At 72.1% G+C, this 21,898-nt stretch carries 15 protein-coding genes; 7 read left to right on the top strand and 8 right to left on the bottom strand.

Features of this window, described 5'->3' with window-relative positions; all coding sequences use genetic code 11:
* The first annotated feature begins 189 nt into the window (after positions 1 to 189).
* Positions 190 to 1,236, top strand: a complete 1,047-nt coding sequence (locus AB0K92_RS10105) for a LacI family DNA-binding transcriptional regulator (RefSeq protein WP_165998774.1) — start codon at positions 190 to 192, stop codon at positions 1,234 to 1,236.
* Positions 1,237 to 1,326: 90 nt separating this feature from the next.
* Positions 1,327 to 1,728 (top strand): hypothetical protein, encoded by a 402-nt coding sequence (locus tag AB0K92_RS10100; protein WP_365921211.1) that lies wholly within the window; start codon positions 1,327 to 1,329, stop codon positions 1,726 to 1,728.
* Between the two features lie 124 nt (positions 1,729 to 1,852).
* Here the strand turns inward: AB0K92_RS10100 and AB0K92_RS10095 are convergent, their stop codons facing one another.
* The gene (locus AB0K92_RS10095; RefSeq protein ID WP_365921209.1) at positions 1,853 to 2,248 is read right to left on the bottom strand and encodes a tautomerase family protein; all 396 of its coding nucleotides are present in this window, start codon (positions 2,246 to 2,248) and stop codon (positions 1,853 to 1,855) included.
* A 180-nt stretch (positions 2,249 to 2,428) separates the two neighbouring features.
* Between AB0K92_RS10095 and AB0K92_RS10090 the strand changes: the two genes are divergently transcribed.
* From AB0K92_RS10090 to AB0K92_RS10080, 3 genes are all read left to right on the top strand, one after another.
* Positions 2,429 to 3,022, top strand: coding sequence for a dihydrofolate reductase family protein (locus AB0K92_RS10090; RefSeq protein ID WP_365921207.1), 594 nt, complete (start codon positions 2,429 to 2,431; stop codon positions 3,020 to 3,022).
* Positions 3,023 to 3,109: 87 nt separating this feature from the next.
* On the top strand, positions 3,110 to 4,042 hold the full coding sequence (locus AB0K92_RS10085) for a bifunctional helix-turn-helix transcriptional regulator/GNAT family N-acetyltransferase (RefSeq protein ID WP_365921205.1): 933 nt from the start codon (positions 3,110 to 3,112) through the stop codon (positions 4,040 to 4,042).
* A 31-nt stretch (positions 4,043 to 4,073) separates the two neighbouring features.
* Positions 4,074 to 4,877 (top strand): sugar phosphate isomerase/epimerase family protein, encoded by an 804-nt coding sequence (locus tag AB0K92_RS10080; RefSeq protein ID WP_365921203.1) that lies wholly within the window; start codon positions 4,074 to 4,076, stop codon positions 4,875 to 4,877.
* A gap of 22 nt (positions 4,878 to 4,899) precedes the next feature.
* Here the strand turns inward: AB0K92_RS10080 and aroA are convergent, their stop codons facing one another.
* Positions 4,900 to 6,135 carry a 3-phosphoshikimate 1-carboxyvinyltransferase gene (gene aroA / locus AB0K92_RS10075; RefSeq protein ID WP_365921201.1) on the bottom strand — a complete coding sequence of 412 codons (1,236 nt, stop codon included), beginning with the start codon at positions 6,133 to 6,135 and terminating at the stop codon, positions 4,900 to 4,902.
* A gap of 589 nt (positions 6,136 to 6,724) precedes the next feature.
* On the opposite strand from aroA, the gene AB0K92_RS10070 reads away from it, so the two are divergent.
* Both AB0K92_RS10070 and AB0K92_RS10065 read left to right on the top strand, forming a co-directional pair.
* Complete coding sequence (locus AB0K92_RS10070; RefSeq protein WP_365921199.1) at positions 6,725 to 8,554, top strand: glycoside hydrolase family 3 protein; 1,830 nt, start codon at positions 6,725 to 6,727, stop codon at positions 8,552 to 8,554.
* A 110-nt stretch (positions 8,555 to 8,664) separates the two neighbouring features.
* Entirely contained in the window at positions 8,665 to 9,351 is a 687-nt protein-coding gene (locus AB0K92_RS10065) for a hypothetical protein (RefSeq protein ID WP_365921197.1), read from the top strand.
* A 45-nt stretch (positions 9,352 to 9,396) separates the two neighbouring features.
* Here the strand turns inward: AB0K92_RS10065 and AB0K92_RS10060 are convergent, their stop codons facing one another.
* From AB0K92_RS10060 to AB0K92_RS10035, 6 genes are all read right to left on the bottom strand, one after another.
* The gene (locus tag AB0K92_RS10060; protein WP_365921195.1) at positions 9,397 to 10,824 is read right to left on the bottom strand and encodes a S28 family serine protease; all 1,428 of its coding nucleotides are present in this window, start codon (positions 10,822 to 10,824) and stop codon (positions 9,397 to 9,399) included.
* Between the two features lie 92 nt (positions 10,825 to 10,916).
* Complete coding sequence (locus AB0K92_RS10055; RefSeq protein WP_365921193.1) at positions 10,917 to 11,306, bottom strand: hypothetical protein; 390 nt, start codon at positions 11,304 to 11,306, stop codon at positions 10,917 to 10,919.
* Positions 11,307 to 11,524: 218 nt separating this feature from the next.
* The gene (locus AB0K92_RS10050) at positions 11,525 to 15,247 is read right to left on the bottom strand and encodes an ABC transporter ATP-binding protein (RefSeq protein ID WP_365921191.1); all 3,723 of its coding nucleotides are present in this window, start codon (positions 15,245 to 15,247) and stop codon (positions 11,525 to 11,527) included.
* 121 nt (positions 15,248 to 15,368) lie between these two features.
* Positions 15,369 to 16,394, bottom strand: coding sequence for an esterase-like activity of phytase family protein (locus tag AB0K92_RS10045; RefSeq protein WP_365921362.1), 1,026 nt, complete (start codon positions 16,392 to 16,394; stop codon positions 15,369 to 15,371).
* Between the two features lie 90 nt (positions 16,395 to 16,484).
* Entirely contained in the window at positions 16,485 to 16,778 is a 294-nt protein-coding gene (locus tag AB0K92_RS10040; RefSeq protein ID WP_365921189.1) for a hypothetical protein, read from the bottom strand.
* 418 nt (positions 16,779 to 17,196) lie between these two features.
* Entirely contained in the window at positions 17,197 to 21,897 is a 4,701-nt protein-coding gene (locus AB0K92_RS10035) for a putative T7SS-secreted protein (protein ID WP_365921187.1), read from the bottom strand.
* Position 21,898: the final 1 nt, after the last annotated feature.

The raw sequence follows: 21,898 nt of genomic DNA, 5'->3' as shown, positions 1-21,898 counted from the left end.
CTGACGGGCGACCGACGGGTGACCGACGGGTGACCTGGTGGGCGACCGACGGGTGACCGACGGGTGACCTGGTGGGCAGACCGGCGGGCGATCTCCGCCGAACGGGCACCCCCGCCCCACGCCGGCGGTGTACGACGAGGTACGACAGATGCGCGACATGCGCGAGACGCGCGACCGGAGGACGACGAGATGACGGTGACCCTGGCGGACGTGGCGGCCCGCGCCCAGGTCTCGCCCGCGACGGTGTCGCGCGTGCTGAACGGGAACTACCCCGTGGCCGCCTCGACCCGGGAGCGGGTGCTGAAGGCGGTCGACGAGCTGGACTACGTCCTCAACGGCCCCGCGAGCGCGCTCGCCGCCGCGACGTCCGACCTCGTCGGCATCCTCGTGAACGACATCGCCGACCCCTTCTTCGGGATCATGGCGAGCGCGATCCAGTCCGAGATCGGCGGGCCCGGCGGACGCGCGGGCGGCGAGCGGCTGGCGGTCGTCTGCAACACCGGCGGCTCGCCCGAGCGCGAGCTGACCTACCTCACGCTGCTGCAGCGCCAGCGGGCCGCCGCCGTGGTGCTGACCGGCGGGGCCGTGGAGAACGAACCGCACGCGTCGGCGGTGGCGGCGAAGCTGCGCAAGCTCAGCGACGCCGGGACCCGGGTCGTGCTGTGCGGGCGCCCGCCCGCGCCGGACACCGACGCCGTGGCCCTCACCTTCGACAACCGCGGCGGCGGCAAGGAGCTGACGGAACACCTGATCCGGCTCGGCCACCGCCGCCTCGGCTACATCGCCGGCCCCGAGGAGCGCACCACCACCCGCCACCGTCTGGAGGGGCACCGCGCGGCGCTCGCCGCGGCGGGCATCGAGGAGGACCCCCGCTGGACGGTCCACGGCCGCTACGACCGCCGCTCCGGCTACGAGGCGACCCTGGAGCTGCTGCGCCGCGACCCCACGCTGACCGCGGTGGTCGCCGCGAACGACTCCGTCGCCCTCGGCGCCTGCGCCGCCCTGCGCGAGTCCGGCCTGCGCATCCCCGAGGACGTCTCCGTCGCCGGCTTCGACGACCTGCCCTTCAGCATCGACGCGGTGCCGTCCCTGACGACGGTCCGCCTGCCCCTCGCCGAGGCGGGCGCCCGCGCGGGCCGTATCGCCATGGGCCGTGAGGAACCGCCGCCGGGCGGGGTGGCGACGGTGCGGGGGGAGCTGATGGTGCGGGGTTCCTCGGGGGCGCCCAAGTCCTGAAGGGGCAGCACGCCCGCCCCGCGCGACAGCCGGGATGCCGCCGGCATCGGGCTTGACCTCAACCACGGTTGAGGAGCGAGGGTCGGGGTCATGACCACTCAGGAATCGACGATCCTCCTCTTCCGGAACACCATGCGCATCACGGACGGTCACCTGGAGGGCTTCCGCGACGCCATCGCCAGTGCAGTGGCGTTCGCGGAGCGGCACGGACCGCAGCTGATGGTGGAGACCTTCGTGGACGAGGAGCGGATGCTCGCCCACAGCTTCCAGCTGTACCGGGACTCCGAAGCGGTCCGCGTCCACTGGAAGCTGGCGGACCCGTACATCCAGGACGTGATGAAGCACTGCCGGGTGGAGCGCTTCGAGGTGTTCGGCGAGCCGGACGCCGATGTGGCGGCGGGCGTGCGTGCGGCGCTCGGCGAGCAGTGTGAGCCGACGTTCCACTCCCGCATCGCCGGTTTCGTCCGCTTCGACTCCGCAGTGCAGGCATAGCGCCCGCCCCCTCCCCTGGTGGGGACGGTGACGCGGCGGGCGGGACGGCATCACACCGCGGCGTGCGGGCCCGGCACCGGTGGTCGTCCGGCCCGACGCCCGGTGGCCCGTCGGGGCGGGCCGGTCAGGTGGGGCCGGGGGCGTACTGCGCTTCGCCGTGGCCGAGCGACCAGTCGGCCGGTTCGTTCTCGGTGAGGGTGACGAAGACGTTGCGCGGTTCGACTCCGGCGTGGGCGTCGGCGAGTTGGGCGATACGGCGGTACAGGGACCGCTTCTGTTCGGGTGTGCGGCCCGCGCGGAGGGTGATGGCGACGTAGGCGATGCCCGCGTCGCGGGGGACGCCGAGGTAGCCGCCGTAGCGGAGGGTGCCGGCGGCGGTGTCGTGGGCGGTGAGGATCTGGAAGTGGTCGTCGGGCGGGATGCCGAGGGTCTCGGTCAGGGCCTGGTGGACGGCACGGCCGAGGGCGGGGAGGCGGTCGGGGTCGCCGGCGGCGTAGGCGTCTATGCGGACGAGGGGCATGAGGGGCCGGCCTCCTGTCGTCGGGGCTGTACATACTAGTAGTTACAGACAGTTCGGTGAACAGATCCGCTCGCGTGCGATTACTTTCGGCCCGGTCGGCCGTCTATCCCTCGACACAGCACGCACCCCCACACCCACCCCCACACCCACCCGCACACCGCGAAACCCGGGAGATCCCAGATGCGCATCATCATCAGCGAGTTCATCAGCCTCGACGGCGTCGTCCAGGCCCCGGGCGGCCCCGAGGAGGACGTGGACGGCGGTTTCGCGCACGGCGGCTGGACGCACCCCTACTTCGACCCGGAGGTCGTCGGCGGGGCCTTCGACGCGGCGCTGGAGGCGGCGGACGCGCTGCTGTTCGGGCGGCGGACGTGGCAGAACATGGCGTCGGCGTGGCCCGAGCGGGCCGGGGACCCGTTCGCCGACCGGATCAACTCCCTCCGGAAGTACGTCGTCTCCGACTCGCTCGACGAGTCCGACCTGACCTGGGACAACTCCGTGCGGATCCCCCGCTCGGAAGCCGTCGCCGAGCTGCGGAAGCTGCGCGAGAGCGACGGCCGGGGCCTGCTGGTCATGGGCAGCCCCACCCTCGCGCGCACGCTGATCGACGAGGGCCTGGTGGACGAGCTGCGGCTGATCGTGATGCCCGTGGTGCTGGGCGGCGGCAAGTCGATCTTCCCGAGCGGGGGCGCGAAGTTCCCCTTCGAGCTGGTCTCCACGACGAGGTCGGACGCCGGCACGCTGGTCAACGTCTACCGGCGGGCGGCCGGGTGAACCGTCCCGTGGACGGGAGCGGACGGCGGGCCTAGGCTCGACACCGTACGGCACCTCTGCCTGAGTCAAAGGCACGCGGGGGCGAGCATGACGGTCCAGGACATCCGCTCCTTCAACCGCTTCTACACGCACCTGATCGGCGCGCTGGAGCACGGGCGCCACCTGTACGCGCCGTACACGCTCACCGAGTCCCGCGTGCTCTACGAGCTGGCCCACGCGCCGCGCACCGACGTCGCCGACCTGCGCGCCCAGCTGCATCTGGACGCCGGGTACCTGACCCGCATCCTCAACGGGTTCGAGAAGGACGGGCTCGTCGAGCGCGGGCCCTCCGAGCGCGATCCCCGGCGCCGGCGGATCCGCCTCACCCCGCGCGGGCGGGAGACCGCCGAGCTGCTGGACGAGCGGGCGCGGCAGGCGGTCGGCGCGCTGCTCGCGGGCGTCGCGCCGGAGGACCGGCCACGGCTGGCGGAGGCGCTGCGGACGGTGCGCGCGCTGCTGTCCGGCGGCCGGGTCCCCCGCCCCGAGGACGTCGTCCTGCGCGCGCCCGCCCCCGGCGACCTCGGCTGGATCGTGCAGCGCAACGCCGCGCTGTACGCCGCCGAGTACGGCTGGAACGCCGAGTACGAGGCGCTGGTGGCGAGGATCGTCGCCGACTACGCGGAGGATCACGATCCGCGCCGGGAGCGGGTGTGGATCGCGGAGCTGGACGGGCGGCCGGTGGGGTGCGTGATGTGCGTACGCGACACGGCGCCCGGCACGGCCCGGCTGCGGCTGCTGCTGGTCGAGCCGGACGCGCGCGGCCTCGGCATCGGGGACCGGTTGGTCGCGGCGGTCGTCGCGTTCGCGCGCGAGGCGGGCTGCCGGGAGGTGGTGCTGTGGACGAACGACGTGCTGGCCGCCGCCCGGCGGATCTACCGGCGGCACGGCTTCACGCCGGTCGCCGAGAAGCCGCACCGCTCCTTCGGCAAGGACCTCGTCGGGCAGGACTGGCGGCTGGATCTGCGCGCGGCATCCGAGTGACATCGCGGGGCGCCGAGTAGGGTCGATAAGTATGAAACTGGCGTTCTCCACTCTCGGCGTCCCCGGTCTCCCCCTCCCCGATGTGCTGCGTCTCGCGGCGGAGCACGGCTATCACGGGGTCGAGTTGCGCGCGCACCGGGAGGAACCGGTGCACCCCGCGCTCAGCCCGTCCGAACGGGCCGACATCGCGGCCGAGTTCAAGGCGTCCGGTGTCGAACTGCTCGGCCTCGCCGGGTACCCGCGCGTGGCCGCGCCGGGCGACGACGAGCCGGTGCTCACGGAGATCCGCGCCCTGCTCGACCTGGCCCGCGATCTCGGCGCCCCGTTCGTCCGGGTCTTCCCGGGCGCCGACATCGCCGCGCAGCCGCCCGAGGAGGCCGACGCCACGGCCGCCCGGCGGCTGGGCGTGGCCGCCGAACTCGCCGCCGACGCGGGCGTGCGGATCCTGCTGGAGACCCACGACTCGCATCGCACGGGCGCCGACGTGATCCGGGTCCTCGGACCGGTCGGGCACCGGAACGCGGGCGCCCTGTGGGATGTGATGCACACCTGGCTGGGCGGCGAACAGCCCTCCGAGACGTACGCCGCCCTCGCCCCGCACCTCGGCTACGTCCAGGTCAAGGACATCGCCTCCGCCGAGGACACCGCCCCGCTCCCGCTCGGCGCGGGCGTGCTGCCGCTCGCCGAGTGCGTCGAGGTGCTGTCGCGGCACGGGTGGGACGGCTGGCTGTGCTGGGAGTACGAGAAGCGCTGGTACGAGACGGCACCCCCGCTGCCCGGCCTGCTGAGCGCGGGCCGGGACCATCTCGCCCGCCTGCTCAACGACTCGGCGTGACGCGCCCGCCGCGGGCGTCCGCTCAGCGCAGAGCCGCGGCCAGCTTCGCGAACTCCTCGTGGAAGCCGGGGAAGGTCTTGCGGACGCAGCCCGGGTCGTCGAAGGAGATGCCGGGTGCGCGCAGGCCCGCCACCGCGAAGGACATCACGATGCGGTGGTCGCCGTAGGACGTGATCTCCACGTCGCGTGCGGGGGCCGCCGGGTGGATCTCGATCCAGTCCGGGCCGGTCTCCACCCGCACCCCGAGGCGCCGCAGGTTGTGCGCGCAGGCCTCCAGCCGGTCGCACTCCTTCACGCGGGTGTTGGCGACGTCCTCGATGCGCACCGGGCCGGAGGCGTACGGCGCGATGGCGGCGAGGGTCGGCATGGTGTCGGAGATGTCGCGCATGTTGACGGTGAGGCCGCGCAGCTCGCCGCTGCCGCGCACCGTGGTCCGGTCGGCGCCGGTCTCCACGTGGGCGCCCATGCGGCGCAGTACGTCGACGAAGGCCAGGTCGCCCTGGAGGGCGCCCGCGCCGAGGCCGGGAACGGTCACCTCGCCGCCGGTGAGCGCGGCGGCGGCGAAGAAGTAGCTGGCGGTGGAGGCGTCCGGTTCGATGGCGTAGGTGGTGGCGCGGTAGCCGCCGGGCGGGACGACGTAGGTGGCGCCCTCGCGGCGTACCTCCACGCCGAAGGCACGCATCATCGCGATCGTGATCTCGACGTACGGCACGGACACCAGGTCGGTGACGGTGATCCGCAGGCCGCGGCGGGTGAGCGGGCCGAGCAGGAGGAGCGCCGTCAGGTACTGCGAGGACAGGCCCGCGTCCAGGGTGACCTCGCCGCCCTCGACGCCGTCGGCCTCCACGGTCAGCGGGTGGTGGCCCTCCTTCTCCTCGTGGCGGAGCTTCACACCGAGGTCGCGCAGGGCGCGGCTGAGGGGCAGCAGGGGGCGGCGGCGCATCTGCTCGGAGGCGTCGAAGCGGTAGGTGCCGTGGCCGGCGGCGACGAGGGCGGGCAGGAAACGGGCCGTGGTCGCGCCGTCGCGGCAGTAGACGTCGGCCTCGCGCGCGGCGGGGCCCTCGGGTCGGCCGTCGACCTGCCAGGTGTCCGGGGTGCGGCCGACCCGGTAGCCGAGCCGCGCCAGGCCTTCGGCGAAGCCCTCGGTGTCGTCGGACCGCAGCGGCCGCAGCAGGGTGGTGACGCCGTCGGCTGCCGCCGCGAGGAAGAGGGCGCGGGCGGTGATGGACTTGGAACCGGGGATGTCGACTACGGGCATGTCCCTATGATCGGCCGACGGTCGCCCCGGGGGCGGGAACGTCCACGGGATGGACCGCCGCGATCCGGGTCCACCGGGCCTCGGGCTGGGCCGGGGGCCGCTGCCGCGTGGGCGGCGAAGGTCCCGCCGGCCCTCACGCCCGTACGCCACCCACCACCGGCCCTCACCGGCACGCATGCCCGCACGCCACCCATCACCGGCCCTCACCGGCACGCACGCCCGCACGCCACCCACCACCGGCACGCCACCCACCTTCGAACGCCCCGCGCACCCCACCACCCCCGCAGCCACCGACTTCCGGAATCCGTCCGTCTGGCGGGAACCCGTCCCGCGTCGCCGTCGTCCCATCGCCGACCGCCGGAGAGTCACCGCGGTGCGGTGTCGGCCTCGCCGCCGGCTGCGAACGCCGACCACCCTCTCCGCCGCGCACGCGGCCGGCGGTATGCCGCCACCGGCGCGCCCCCCTCCCGTGCGCCGGTGGCGGCCCCTTCGCTGGGTACTGTGCGTTCCCTTGACTGGCAGAAACTTCCCGGATATTGGTGACCCCTCGGAAGTTTCCTTCAGCGGACCTCCTCCGGAAGGAGCGCACGTGCCCGACACCAGCACAGGAAACACCGCGAAACCCTCCAGACGCTCGGTCCTCGCCGCCACCGCGGCGGGCGTCACCGCCGCCCTCGCCGTCACCGGCCCCGCCCACGCGCACAACGACCACCGGCTGCGCCGCATCGTCTCCCGGATGTCCCTGGAGGAGAAGGTCGGCCAGCTCTTCGTCTCCCGGGCCTACGGCCACTCCGCCGACGCGCCCGACCAGGCCGACATCGACGCCAACCTGCGCGAGTTCGGCGTCCGCACCCCCGCCGAGCTGGTCGCCAAGTACCGCCTGGGCGGGGTCATCTACTTCGTGTGGGCGCACAACACCCGCACCCCGCGCCAGATCGCGGCGCTCTCCAACGGTCTGCAACGCGCCTCCCTGGCCCTCCCGCACCGTCTGCCGCTGCTGATCTCCACCGACCAGGAGCACGGCATCGTAGCCCGCATCGGCAAGCCGGCCACGCTCTTCCCCGGCGCGATGGCGATCGGCGCGGGCGGCTCGCGCACCGACGCGCGCACCCTCGGCCGGATCGCCGGCAAGGAGCTGCGCGCGATGGGCGTACGGCAGGACTACTCCCCCGTCGCCGACGTGAACGTCAACCCGGCCAACCCGGTGATCGGCGTGCGCTCCTTCGGCGCCGACCCGAGGGCGGTGGCCGAGCTGGTGGCCGCCGAGACCGCCGGGTACCAGCGCTCGGGCGTCGCGGCGGCCGCGAAGCACTTCCCCGGGCACGGCGACACCGAGACCGACAGCCACTACGGCTTCCCGGTCATCAAGCACACCCGCGAACAGTGGGAGAGGCTGGACGCGCCGCCGTTCCGCGCGGCGATCGAGGCCGGCATCGACGCCGTCATGACCGCGCACATCCTCGTCCCGGCCCTCGACGACTCCGGCGACCCGGCGACCCTCTCCCGCCCGATCCTCACCGGCGTCCTGCGCGAACAGCTCGGCTTCGACGGGGTGGTGGTCACCGACGCGCTCGACATGGCGGGCGTACGGCAGAAGTACGGCGACGACCGGGTGCCGGTGCTGGCGCTGAAGGCCGGCGTGGACCAGCTGCTGAACGCACCCAGGCTGGACCTGGCGTGGAACGCGGTCCTGAGGGCCGTCCAGGACGGGGAACTGACGGAGGAACGGCTGGAGGAATCGATCCTGCGGGTGCTGCGCCTGAAGGCGAGGCTGGGCCTGCTGGACAACCCGTGGACCGACGAGGAGGCGGTGGACCACACGGTGGGCACGCCCGTCCACCTGCGGACGGCGGACCGGATCGCCGAGCGCACGACCACCCTCCTGGTGAACGAGGACGACCTGCTCCCCCTCTCCCCCACCGACTCCCCCCGCCTGCTGGTGGTGGGCGCCGACCCGGCCTCCCCGTCCGGCACCACCGGCCCCCCGACCGGCGTCCTCGCGCGTGCCCTGACGGAACAGGGCTTCACCGCCACCGCGCTCTCCACCGGCACCGCCCCGTCCGCGGCGGTGATCGACCGGGCCGTCGCGGCGACCGCGGACGCGGACGCGGTGGTGGTGGCGACGTACAACGTGACCGCGACGAGCAGCCAGAAGACCCTGGTGGAACGACTCCTGGCGACGGGCCGCCCGGTCGTGGCGGTGGCCGTGCGCAACCCGTACGACGTGGCCCGCCTGCCCGGCGTCCGCGCGTACCTGGCGACGTACTCCTGGACGGACGTCGAAGTACGCGCCGCCGCCCGGGTCATCGCCGGAGTCGTCGATCCGCGCGGCAGGCTGCCGGTGCCGGTGCAGCGGGCCGACGATCCCGCGCGGGTGCTGTACCCGGTCGGACACGGTTTGTCGTACAAGACGTACTAGCCCCTGCGTCACACACCTGGCGCACCACCCCGACGGGCGCAAAGCGCTCCGCGCGTCTGGCGTGGGCCCGCCGCGGCGGGTCACGCTGGACGGGGGTGGGGGGATGGGACATGGGCGAGAGACGTGCCGTACCGGGTGCCGTGCCGGGCGCCCTGCCGGACGTCGCGCTCGGCCTGCTCCTGAGCCTGTTCCTGGGCCTGCTGCTGCCCATTCTGACGGGCTGTCAGTCCCTGCCGCCCGCCCGGGACGACACCACGGGGCCGCGGCCGGCCGCGCCCGCCTCACCGGCGGCCGGGACCGTGCCCTCGGGTCACGGGGCCGAGTTCCTGGGCGTCGACGAGTGCAGCTCGTTCGGCACGAGCAGCTTCACCGAGGTCTCGTGCGGCAGCGAACGCGCCGCCGCGCGCGTGGTGGCCCGCCACGACGGCACGGTGCGCGACGGCCCCCTGTGCCCCGCCACCACCGACTTCGTCCTCCACATCAGCGAACAGCGCCCGTCCTTCGACGAGGACGGCGACGGCGCGGTCCCGCGCGGCTACGCCTGCATGCGTTCCCTCGAGCTCCCGCACCCCGGCGACCCCGGTGGCGGAGGCGGCCCCCGCACCATCGTCGGCGACTGCGTCTACGCCTCCGGCGGCGGCGAGGTCCGCGAGACGCGCTGCGACGGCGAGGGCGAACGCGAGCCCGAGCACCGGGTGACGGAAGCCGTCCGTCAGCGCTCGGACTGCCCGCCCCCGACGGCCCTCTACATCCAACTGGGCGGCGAGAACCCGGTGGGCTGCGCCCGCCCCCTGTGACCGTACGAGGGAGGCGGGCGCAGCGCCTTGGGGTCGGACGCGGGACTACGGACGCAGCGTCCGTTCCGTGTCCCTCTTGTCGAGTTTGGCGTCGTACTTGGCCAGGGGCCTGGCCTTCGACGGGTCTGCCTGGACGGGGGCGGGGGCGACGCCCGCCCAGTCGAGGATCCGGGCCGTGGCGAGGGTCCTGTCGGAGTCGGTCAGGCCCGCGACGCGGGCGCCGTGGTTGGCGCCGGGGGCGGTGAAGACGTAGGAGTCGCGGGCGCCCTTGCCGAGGCGGAAGGGTTCGGCGCCCCAGGGGTCGTTCTCGCCGTAGACGAAGAGCATCCGGCGGGCGTTGTCGCGGACCCAGGAGTCCACGTCACGCATGACCCACGGCTGGAACCTCATCTCGATGTCCCGGGGGACGAAGTGGCGCGGGGGCAGGTAGCCGTAGCGGATGTACCGCTTCTCGATGTGCGGGAAGTGGATGGTGGGGGCGCCGAGCTGGGTGCCCGCCTGGTAGTAGTACGGGGTGTACGGCTCCAGGCCCTGGTCGGTGTAGAAGGAGAAGCCCGCGACCGTGTCGAGGGTGTTCCACAGCTCGTCGTCCGTCGCGTTCTTCGCGTCCGCGGGGATCGTGTCGCAGTCGGACAGCAGGCTGTACTGCCAGAAGCCCCAGACGTAGTCGAGGACCGTCGCCTCGTAGGCCTTGTCGAGGCTGCCGACGGTGTGGAAGGTGTAGCCGTTCTCCGCCGCGTACGTGGCGTAACGCTTCTCCAGGGAATCGCGCCGCACCAGCGCCTCGCGCTGCACGCCGTTCAGGCGGTCGCGGCACTCCTCGGTGCCGACGGTGGCGAAGAAGCGGTCGTAGGCGGAGTCCTCCTTGTTGACGACGTCGTTGGGGGCGACGTACGCGACGACGCCGTCCATGTCGCGCGGGTAGAAGCGCTCGTAGTACGTCGCCGTCATGCCGCCCTTGGAGCCGCCCGTGGAGAGCCACTTCCTGTCGTAGATGGGCTTGAGGGCCTTGAAGATGCGGTGCTGGTCGCTGGCGGCCTGCCAGATGTCCAGCTTGGTCCAGTCGGCCGGGCTGGGCCGGGACGGGGTGAAGTAGCGGTACTCCATGGAGACCTGGTTGCCGTCCACGATCTGGGTCGGCTCGCGGCGGCTGGGCGTCGTGGAGACGTTGTAGCCGCTGGTGTAGAAGACGGTCGGGCGGGAGACGTCCTTGTGCAGGACGGTGATCCGCTGCTGGAACGTGCCCTTCGCCGGGTTGCGGTGGTCCACCGGCTGGGCGTAGTTCAGGACGAAGAAGCGGTAGCCGGGGTACGGCTTCTCCTCCACCAGGCTCATGCCGGGTACGGCGAGGAGCCGGTCCTTGATGTCGGTCGTGCCCTGGGCCTCCGGCTGGACGGCGGTGGCCGTCCCCGCCGTGCTCAAGGCGCCTATGAGCACCGTGAGCGCGAGCAGCCATCTGAGCGCCTTGCGCATGCACCCTCCCCTGTGAGAACAGATGTGCGCCGGAAGCTATCGGAGCAACCCGGTTCACACCAGGGGGAGTTCGATGAACGGTGTGTCGGGCGTCAGCAGAGGATCCAGCCCGAGCTGACCGATCCTCCGCTCACCGAGCCCTTGACCCAGACGCAGCGCTGCCCGGCGTACACGGTCACGGCGGGCGTGCGCTTGCGGTACTTGCCCTTGCGGACCACCGGCCGGTGGCCGCGCGCCTGGACGCTGACCGACATGTTCCGCCGGGGGCCGGGGTTCTTGGCGTAGGTCACCGAGCAGACGTACCCGCCGCTCTTGTAGACGTGCACCGAGCCGGTGGAGAACGGCAGCGTCCTGACCTTGCGCCCGGGACAGGGCGCGGCCGCCGCGTGCGCCTCCGCGGGCGCGGCGAGCGCGAGCAGGCCGGCCGCGGTCAGTACGGACAGCGCGAGCGCCATCCGCCGTCGTATCGCCCCCGAGTCCACAGTCGTCCCCTCCCGTGCCGCACCCCTCGGCAGATTGACGTACGGATGTACGGACGCGCGGCGTACGCCGGATGGTTGCGTCGGGGCGGCCGGGAGGCGTTGGTGTGCGGGCCGCCGGGAGGGGGCCGGGGGGCGGCCGGGAGGCGTTGGTGTGCGGGCCGCCGGGAGGGGGCCGGGGGGCGGCCGGGAGGGGACGGTGTCAGGCGATCACGCCGGTGTCAGGCGACCACCACGGGGGTGTCCTCGCCGACGAACGTGCGCCACAGCTCGGCGTAGCGTCCGCCGCGCGCCAGCAGTTCCTCGTGGGTGCCGTCCTCGGCGATCCGGCCGTGGTCCATGACGATCACGCGGTCGGCGCGGGCGGCGGTGGTGAGGCGGTGGGCGACGACGAGGGTGGTGCGGCGGCCCGCGAGACGGTCCGTGGCCTGGTTGACCTGGGCCTCGGTGGCCAGGTCCAGCGCGGCCGTCGCCTCGTCGAGGAGCAGGATGTCCGGGTTCACCAGCTCCGCGCGGGCCAGGGCGATCAGCTGGCGCTGGCCGGCGGAGAGGTTGCGGCCCCGCTCGGCGACCTCGTGGAGGTAGCCGCCCTCCAGGCGGGCGATCATCTCGTGGGCGCCGACCGCGCGGGCGGCGGCCTCCACCTCGGCGTCGGTGGCGTCGGGGCGGCCGTAGGCGATGGCGTCGCGGACGGTGCCGGGGAAGAGGTACGCCTCCTGCGGGACGACGCCGAGGCGGTGGCGGTAGGCGGTGAGGTCGAGGTCGCGCAGGTCGTGGCCGTCGACGGTGACCCGGCCGCGCGTCGGGTCGTAGAACCGGGCGACCAGCTTCACCAGCGTCGACTTGCCCGCGCCGGTCTCGCCGACGAACGCGACGGTCTGCCCGGCCGGGATGCGCAGGTCGATGCCGGTGAGGGCCTCCTCCGGCTCGTCGGCGGAGCCGTACGCGAAGTGCACGTCCTCGAAGGCGACCTCGCCGCGCAGGGCCCGCACCGCGCGGGGCCGGTCGGCGGGGCGCGTGGAGGCGGGCTCGCGCAGGAGTTCCTGGATGCGGCCGAGGGAGACGGTCGCCTGCTGGTAGCCGTCGAAGACCTGGGAGAGCTGCTGCACCGGCGCGAAGAACAGGTCGATGTAGAGCAGGTACGCCACCAGGGCGCCCGTGGTGAGGGTGCCCGCGTCGATCCGCGCGGCGCCCGCGATCAGCACGGCCGCCGCCGCGACCGACGACAGGAACTGCACGAACGGGAAGTAGACGGAGATCAGCCACTGCCCGTGGACGCGGGCCTTCCGGTAGCCGTCGCTGCGCTCGGCGAACCGCCGCCCGCCGTCCCGCTCGCGCCGGAACGCCTGCACGATCCGCAGCCCGGCCACGGTCTCCTGGAGGTCGGCGTTGACCCCGGACACCCGCTCACGGGCCAGTTCGTACGCCTTCACACTCGCCCGGCGGAAGAAGAACGTGGCGATGATCAGCGGCGGCAGGGTGGCGAAGACGACGAGGGCGAGCTGGAGGTCGATCGCCACCAGGGCGATCATGATGCCGAAGAAGGTGACGACGGAGACGAACGCGGTGACCAGCCCGGTCTGCAGGAACGTCGACAGCGCGTCCACGTCCGTCGTCATCCGGGTCATGATCCGGCCGGTCAGCTCCCGCTCGTAGAAGTCGAGGCCGAGCCGCTGGAGCTGCGCGAAGATCTTCAGGCGCAGGGAGTAGAGCACGCGTTCGCCGGTGCGGCCCGTCATCCGGATCTCCCCGGTCTGCGCCGCCCACTGGGCGAGCACGGCCGCCAGGGCGAGCGCGGACGCCGCCCACACCGCGCCGAGGGACAGCTCGGAGACACCGCTGTCGATGCCGTGCCGGATCAGGACGGGCAGGAGCAGGCCCATGCCCGCGTCGACGGCGACGAGGGCGAGGCTGACGAGCAGGGCCGCCCCGAAGCCCTTCAGGAGCCTGCGCAGACCGTAGGAGTCCTCCGGGCGCACCGCCCGTGCCTCGTCCACGTCCGGGGTGTCGGTCGCCGGGGGCAGGGCCTCGACCTGGGCCAGCAGCTCCGGGGTGGCCGGGGTGCCGGCGAGGGCGGTGTCCTTCGGTTCGCGGTCGCCGGTCCACAGCCGGGGCGTCACGCCCCGCTCGGCGTCGAACTCGGCGTCCAGTTCCTCGCGGACGGAAGTGTCCTCGTCCTCGGCGGGGGCGGCCGGCGGGGTGTGGCCCGGGGAGACGCCGCCCAGCTCGTCGGGGTCGGTGAGCAGCCGCCGGTACAGGGCCGAGCGCTCCTGCAGCTCCTCGTGGGTGCCGAGGTCGGCGAGGCGCCCGCGGTCGAGGACGGCGATGCGGTCGGCGAGGTTCAGGGTGGAGCGGCGGTGCGCGATGAGGAGGGTCGTACGGCCCTCCATGACGTGCCGCAGCGCCTCGTGGATCTCGTGCTCCACGCGCGCGTCCACGGCGGAGGTCGCGTCGTCGAGGACGAGCAGGCGCGGGTCGGTGAGGATGGCGCGGGCGAGCGCGACGCGCTGGCGCTGGCCGCCGGAGAGGGTCAGGCCGTGCTCGCCGACGACGGTGTCGTAGCCGTCGGGCAGCTCGCTGATGAAGCCGTGCGCCTGGGCGGCGCGGGCGGCCTTCTCGATCTCCTCGTCGGTGGCGCCGGGGCGGCCGTAGGCGATGTTGGCGCGGACGGTGTCGGAGAAGAGGAACGAGTCCTCCGGGACCAGGCCGATCGCGGCGCGCAGCGAGTCGAGGGTCAGCTCGCGCACATCGTGCCCGCCGATCAGCACGGCGCCGCGCGTCACGTCGTAGAACCGCGGCAGGAGGAGGGAGACCGTGGACTTGCCGGAGCCGGAGGCGCCGACGACGGCGAGGGTCTCGCCGGGGCGGATCTCGAAGGAGAGGCCGTCGAGGACGGGGCGCTCGGGGTCGTAGCCGAAGGAGACGCCGTCGAACTCGACGGTCGCCGGGGCGTCGGCCGGCAGCTCCTTGGTGCCGTCGGTGAGGGTGGGCTCGGTGTCGATCAGCTCCAGGACGCGTTCGGTGCCGGCGCGGGCCTGCTGGCCGACGGTGAGGACCATGGCGAGCATCCGGACCGGGCCGACGAGCTGGGCGAGGTAGGTGGAGAAGGCGACGAAGGTGCCGAGGGTGACGTCGCCGCGGACGGCGAGCCAGCCGCCGAGGGCCAGCATGGCGACCTGGCCGAGGGCCGGGACGGCCTGCAGGGCGGGGGTGTACCGGCTGTTGAGCCGGATGGTCCGCAGCCGGCCCGCGAACAGCCGCCGCCCGACCTCGCGAAGCTTTTGCGTCTCCTGCTCCTCCTGCCCGAAGCCCTTCACCACGCGTACGCCGCTGACCGCGCCGTCGACGACGCCCGCGACGGCGGCGGCCTGCGCCTGGGCGTACCAGGTGGCCGGGTGCAGCTTGGTGCGGCTGCGCCTGGCGATCCACCACAGGGCGGGCGCGACGGCGAGGGCGACCAGCGTGAGCGGGATCGACAGCCAGGCCATGATGACCAGGGAGATCAGGAAGAGCAGGAAGTTCCCGATGGTCATCGGGAGCATGAAGAGCAGGCCCTGGATGAGCTGGAGGTCGCTGGTGGCCCGCCCGACGACCTGCCCGGTGGACAGCTCGTCCTGGCGCCGCCCGTCGAGCCGGGTGATCGTGGCGTACATCTCGGTCCGCAGGTCGTGCTGGACGTCGAGGGCGAGCCGGCCGCCGTAGTAGCGGCGGATGTAGGTGAGGACGTAGACGAGGAGGGCGGCGCCGATGAGGGCGCCGGCCCAGGGGGCCATCTGGCGGGTCTTGTCACCGATGACGTCGTCGATGATCACCTTGGTGATCAGCGGGACGATCGCCATGAGGGCCATGCCCCCGAGGGAGGAGCCGAGGGCGAGGACGACGTCCCTGGGATACCGCCAGGCATAGCCCCACAGCCGTCGTGCCCATCCCCGTTGCGTGCTCACGCGGGTGCCCTCCGTGATCATCCGGTTTCTCGCCTGATCTGCCGGAAGGCACCAACGCGCACGGAAGCGGATTTCATCCCTCCGCAACAATTGGCGGCGGGACGGGATGGGCTCGGCCGGGTCAGAGACGTACGCGCAGGAAGTAGAAGCGGGTGGTCTGGACGGCGTTCTGGTTGTCGTCGCTGGCGAGCAGGACGTGCAGGCGGCCGTGGGAGCGGCCGGTGACGGCCATGGCCTCGATGTTGTCGAGCAGCGGGTTGGGCTGCGGCTGCTTGGCGGTGGCGCCGAGGTCGGGGCAGTCGGCGAGGTCGGCGAGCAGCGTCTTGCGGACCGGCCGCACACCGCCCTGCCCGGTCAGGCGTTCGATCCCGCTGACGTCCGTGGCACCGCGGCGCGGGTCGGCGAGGTAGAGGCGGACCGTGTTGCCGACACCGGCGGTGAAGCCGCGCTCCAGGACGAGGAGGCGCCCGTCGGGCGTCGCGGTGATCTCGGGGACGCCGAGGCCGGGGTCGGTGCGGTAGGCGTACTGCGCGGCCGGGACGAAACGGTCGCCGCCGTGCGTCCGCCGCCAGGTCTGGACGCGGACCGTGCCGGTCTCGTCCCCGGAGAGGGCGTACTCCATGGCGGCGACGAGCGTACGGCCGTCGCGGGTCATGGTCAGCCCCTCGAAGGTGCCGTTGACGGGCGCGCGGCCCGCCGGGGCGACGCGCAGGGCGTCCGGCACGGGCAGCCGGTCGAGGATCCGGCCGTCACGGGAGTGGCGGCGGACGGACGGCTCGGTCTCGGAGGAGACGAGGTAGGTCCCGTCCCGGTCGACGACCAGCCCCTCCGAGTCGAGCGCGGCGCCGCTCTCGTCCGCGAGCGGCAGCGCGCCGCGCGGCTGGAGCGTCCGCCCGTCGAGCGAGAACAGCACCGACCGGTCGGAGACCGCCGCGAGGGCGCCGTCCCGGTCCACGGCCAGCGCGGAGAGGTTGCCGACGAAGGTGCCCTCGTACGTCGTCTTGTCGAGGGCGTCGGAGAAGCGCTCGATGGCGACGGCGGGCGAACAGGCGCCTTCCGGGTGGGCGTTGGCGGGCCCTGCGGCGGACAGGCAGGTGGCTGCGGCGAGGGTGGCGGTGGCGGTGGCGAGTACGGCTCTCTGCCGTATGGCTCTCAAACGCATGGGCGCCACCGTAGGGAGGGTCGGTGACGGACGGTAGACGGCCTGGTGAAGGGTGGGACGGGTCGCCTCGAGTTCTCACCCTTCCAGCAGATCACCGACATAGTCGCGGAGCTGAGGCGGAAGGTCGCCGAGGTCGATCTCGCGCAGAGCCGCGATGTGATGAACGTCGACATGGCCGGTGGAGGTGAGTTCGACGATGGCGTGCAACTCGGCTTCCAGGGCGGAGCTGTCCTTTTCCGAGACAGCAGCTGCCGCCAGCAGCGTCGCCAGAGCCGACGCCTGGGCCGGCGTGTACGCACCGATCCGGTCGGTCACTTCGTCGGCCGTGCGCTCCCGCGTCCGGGCATCGGATTCCAGAATCGTGCGCACAAGGCTGATGAAGTCGTGAGACTTCAATGGAAGCACCCGTTCGTCACTGGTACGGAAATGGAAATTCGGCCGGCCGGGGGACGGGACGATCGTGTCGCGCAGTTCGAATCTGGAAACAAATACGCTCGGCCCCAGCAGCGTCCGACTTGCTCCGGTGCACCTGAAAGTGCACCGGATATGCAAACGACACGCGCTCGTCTGCCTAATTAAGGTATCTCCTCGATAGCACACCATACGGCAGCAGCTTCATATTGAGACAGGTACTCGCTCAGGTAGAGCTCGGTTTCTTCCTTCAGATCCTCCTCTCGGAGCCATAGTGACTCGCATTCGGGGCACATGAAGAAATGTGAACCGTCGTCTTTCCTTCTGTATTTGCGGATCCAGTCCTGGCCGCAATGAGGACAGGCGATTTTTTGCATCAGGGCCAACTCCTGGGGAAGGCGGTAATTACTTCGTTTCCGTGCTCTACAGTTATGGAGATGTATTCTTCTCCGTCGTACAATCCTACCCGACGACCCATGGGGATGACATATGTCGCACGTGCTCCTTGATGATTCACGGAAACGGCCAAATCGCGCCTGTCCCAAGCTTCGTCAACAGTTTCCAGGATGCCCTTGGAGCCGGTATCGAATACTCCATGCTTGGGTTTGGATGGATTCTCGCGCGCATGTTCCATGACATGCAGAATGCGGTGACCCTCCGTCGATCCTGGGCCGTAATCCAGTCCGGCTGGTGATCGATACCAGCCGTCACCCAGATCTGTGAGGTCATAATCCGGGGCCAGGCCGAGCCGATCCGTCCATGTGTGCGGGTTGTGGACGTACGTGGCGGGGTTGGGCGCCGGGGCGAGCCCGAGCGGATCGGGGGTGAGATAGCGCGCGGTTTCGGGGTCGTAGTGGCGGAAGTAGTTGTAGTGCAGGCCGGTTTCCGGGTCGTAGTACTGCCCGGGGAACCGCAGCGGTGTGTACGTCGTGCTGTCCCTCGACCAGGCCGTCGTGCCCCACAACGTGCTCCGGGTGCGCCACGCGATCTCGCCCCGCTCGTCGATGAGCTCGCTCGGGGTACCGACCAGGTCGGTGACGATGGCGAAGAAGCGGGAGTCGATCTCCTCCTGTGGGGCGTCGGCGGTGGACAGGAGGCGTTCCGTCTGGGCCAGGGGGCGTAGGCCCTGGTGGTCCCAGGTGAGGGTGACCGGGTGGGGCAGGTCCGGGGCGGTCGTGGTCTGTTCGCACAGGGTGGTGCCGTCCCAGGTGAACAGCGCCTGCTCGAGCACCGTTTCGCCGTCCTCCGCCAGGCGCAGCTTGGCCGTGCGGCGGCCCAGTGGGTCGTACGTGTACCGCCAGCGGGTGCCGTCCGGAGTCGTCACCGCTGTCAGGCGGTCCTCGGTGTCCCATTCGTAGCGCCAGGTGTCCGGCTTGCGGGACAGCCGAGTTTTCTGGCGCAGGACTGTGCGGCCGAGGGTGTCGTGTTCGTAGCGGACTCGGCCGGCTCGGGTGATGCGGGTGCCCGTGTACTCTCGGTCGCCCACGGCCTCCGCGCCGGGGTGGGAGGTCGGCCAGGAGGCCGACGTCTGGTTGCCCGCCGCGTCGTAGGCGTACCGCTCGCTCCATCCGTCAGCGGTCACGGAGGTGACGCGGCCGGCTGGGTCCAGGTCGAAGGTGCGGGTGCCCGAGAGGTGGTCGGCCAGCTTGATGAGGTGGCCGTCGGCACGGTAGGAGTACGCGCGGCTGTTGAGGGTGCGGCCGTGTGCGGTCAGGTGCTGAGCGGCCAGCCGTCCCGCCTCGTCCCAGGCGGAGTGCAACGTGAAGAAGTCGTCGAAGGCATGGGACAGTTCACGGCCCGCGGCGTCGTAGGCGTACGTGATGTCGTGGCCACCGGAGGTCAGGTGGCCGAGGCGGCCGGCCTCGTCGTAGGCGTACGTGGTGACGTGGCCGGTGGGGGTCACGCGGCGGGACCGGCGACCGAGCACGTCGTACGTGTACGTGGTGGCGCGGCCATCGACGAGTTCGGTCTTGAGCCGGCCGCAGCGGTCGTAGCGGCGTATCAGTTCGGTGCCGGGACCGGAAGCGTGAAGGAGGCGACCTGCCAGGTCGTAGGCGTACTCGGTCACCTGCCCCGCGGCATCCTTTCGGATCACCCGGCCCATCGGGTCGTAGGTGAGGGAGACGACTCCGCCGAGATCGTCGATACGGGCCGACAACTGACCGGCCTCGTCCCGGCGGTAGCTGCGCGTGCGACCGTCGAAGTCGGACTCGGCGATGAGTCGCCCAGCCGCGTCGTACGCGTAGGTCCAGTGGAGTCCGTGCGGATTGGTGACCTTGGTGAGACGCAGGGCGGCATCGTGCTCGAACTCGTAGCGGGCCCCGTCCGGGTAGGTTCGGGCGGCGAGCAGATCGAAGTGGGTGTACTCGAACCTGGTCACCCCGCCGACCGCGTCGGTGTGGGTGAGGCAGTTGCCCTCGCCGTCGTACGTCCATGACGTCGTGGCCCCGCCCGGCTCGACACGCTGGGCGAGATTGCCGTCGGCGTCCCACACGAAACGGGTGACTCCGCCGGCCGGGTCGGTGATCCGCACGAGTCTGCCGAGGGCGTCGCGTTCCAGGCGGGTGGTGCCGCCGATCGGATCGACAACCTCCACGGGGAGGCCGGCGGCATCACAGCGGACCTGCGTGGTGGCGCCGAGAGCATCGGTGACCGAGGTGAGCCGACCGGCGTCGTCATAGGTGTATCGGGTGGTGTTTCCGGCCGGGTCGGTGACAGCGATCCGGTTGCCGCGCTCGTCGAACTCCTGCGTGCGGCGGGCAGTGTCCGGTCCGCTGATCTCCACCGGCAGTCCGAGCGGACCGTGCTCGACGCGGATCCGGCTGCCGTCGGGCCGGGTGACCGCGGCGCGCCGGCCGTCCTCGTCATAGGCGTAGGCGGTCGTGCGCCCCAGCGGGTCCGTGCGGGTGAGCAGGTTGCCGTGGCTGTCGTAAGTGAAGCGGGTGGTGTTGCCGAGCGGGTCGGTGGTGGCGATCACCCGGCAGCGGTTGTCGATGCGGTGGCGGGTGACGGCGCCGTCGGCGGTGGTGAGGGTGGTGGTGCGGTGGCCGGTTTCGGGGTCGGGGTCGGTGTAGGTGAGGGTGATCTGGAAGTGGCCGGCTTCGCCGCCTTCGGCTATGACGCGGTCGCGGTCGTCGTAGACGTAGTCGTAGCGGCTGTTGTTGGAGTCGATCCAGGCGGTGACGCGGCGGCGGTCGTCGTAGACGAAGGTGGTGGTGGCGCCGGAGGGCTTGGTGACGGTGGTGAGGTTGCCGTCCTGGTAGCCGTAGCGCATCAGGGGCAGGTCCGTGCCCGCCTCTCCCGCGCCGGCCAGGGACAGGGCGGTGACCAGGCCGTCGGCCGTGGTCAGCTTCACGTGGTGGCCGGCCGAGTGGACGAGGGCCAGGGGCAGGCCGTCGTCGGTGCGGTCGAGGGTGATCGTGTGGCCGTTGCGGTCGGTGACGGAGGTCAGCCAAGCGGTGCCGTCGCCGCCGGGTTCGCTGCCGGGCGGGGCGGTGAAGTGGCGGGTCAGGCCGGTTTCGGGGTCGGTGACGGTGTAGTCGCCGTCGGCGTCGCGGGCCAGGAGGGTGCGGGCGCGGCCGGACTCGGGACGGGTGGGGGCACCGGGGACGGGGTGCGGATATGGGATGAGCAGGCCGTCGGCGGTGACGTGGACGACGCCGACCGGGTCGATCTCCAGCCGCTCGTCGACGGTGGACGTCCAGGAGGGCCCCAGGAAGCGGCCGGCCGTGCAGCCGGACTCGGTGCGGCGGGTGAAGACCAGCGGCAGGATGCCGGGGATCGTCAGGTCCGTCTGGGGCAGGAACATCCGGCCGGAGGCGAGGTCGACCGGGTCGGTGCCGTCGGTGGTGCGCTCGCCGTCGGGGCGGTTGTGGGTGCCGTCCGGGGCGTCGTCGATCAGGTTGCGCGCGCGGGCGGCGTCGGCGGCGTCCGCGGCGACGCGCACCCCCTTCACCGCGGCCCCGCCACCGGCCGTGGCCGCGGTCAGCAGCGCGTCGGGTGCCAATCGGCCGAGGCCCTCGTAGGGGTCCTTCATGAAGTCGCTGATCATCTGCTTGCCGGTGCCAACCGGGTCGTTGACGGCGACGACCAGCCCGGCGGCGAGGCTGTTGAGGTTGGTGGCGTACTCGGCCGGGTGGGTGAGGTTGTACGGGTCCAGGGGGTTGATCCCGCGCACGAAGTTCACCAGGCCCGCGGTGCCCTTGATGACACCGCCGCCGAAGTGGTCGCCCATGATCTGCAGTTCCTGGAACCCGTCGCCCAACTGCTCGGTGTACGACGGCTTCTCGGGCGCCATGTCCCGCGCGGCGCGCACCGCGCCGCGGGCGGTCTCCGCGGCGGTGTTCCGCTGCTTGCGCGCCTCGGCGAGGATGTCCTGCGCCTCCTGCATCAGCTTCTTGCCCGGGTCCTCGAACGTCGAGGCGGGGCGCGGCGGGAGGGTGGACGGGTCGCGCTGGTCGGCGGGCTGGGCGTTGTAGCGCTCGACCGCCTTGTTGTAGTCGTCGACCTTCTTGCGGTGCGCGTCGGCGGCCTCCTCGGACTTCTTCACGCCCTCCTTCCACTTGTCGATCGCCGTCTGCGCCCGTCCCTGCGCCCATGTCACGGTCGCGGCGAACGACTCCAGCGCGCCGGCCGCCTTCTCGCACGCGTCGGCGCCCTTGAACCACTTCGGCGGCTGGGTGCTCACCGCCTTGCGTAGCGCCTCGGCCGCCTCACCCTTCAGCTCCGAGGAGTCCAGCCCTTTCAGGCCGCTCCCGGCGTCGTCGAACGCCTTCTGGAACGCGCGCAGCTTCTGCGCGGTGGAGCGCAGCTTGTCCGGGCTGCCGTAGATCAGCTTGGTCTTGTCCTCGGTCTGCCCGAGGTCCATCTCGTCGACCTCGGCGCCCATCCGGTTGGCGACCGAACGGGACTGCTCGCGCACCCAGTCCGCACCGGACTCCCAGCCGACGTCGTCCAGCCGGTCCGCCGTCCACTTCCCGGCGTCCTCGACCCGGTTGCCGACCCACTCGACACCGTCCTCGACGGCGTTCTCCACCGAGTCCGGCGTGATGTCACTGATGAAGTCGCCGATACCCATG

This window comes from Streptomyces sp. NPDC052687, assembly GCF_040678395.1.
GTDB lineage: Bacteria > Actinomycetota > Actinomycetes > Streptomycetales > Streptomycetaceae > Streptomyces.
Note: the sequence above shows the minus strand (reverse complement) of the source record. Positions and strands in the feature narration are given on the sequence as shown.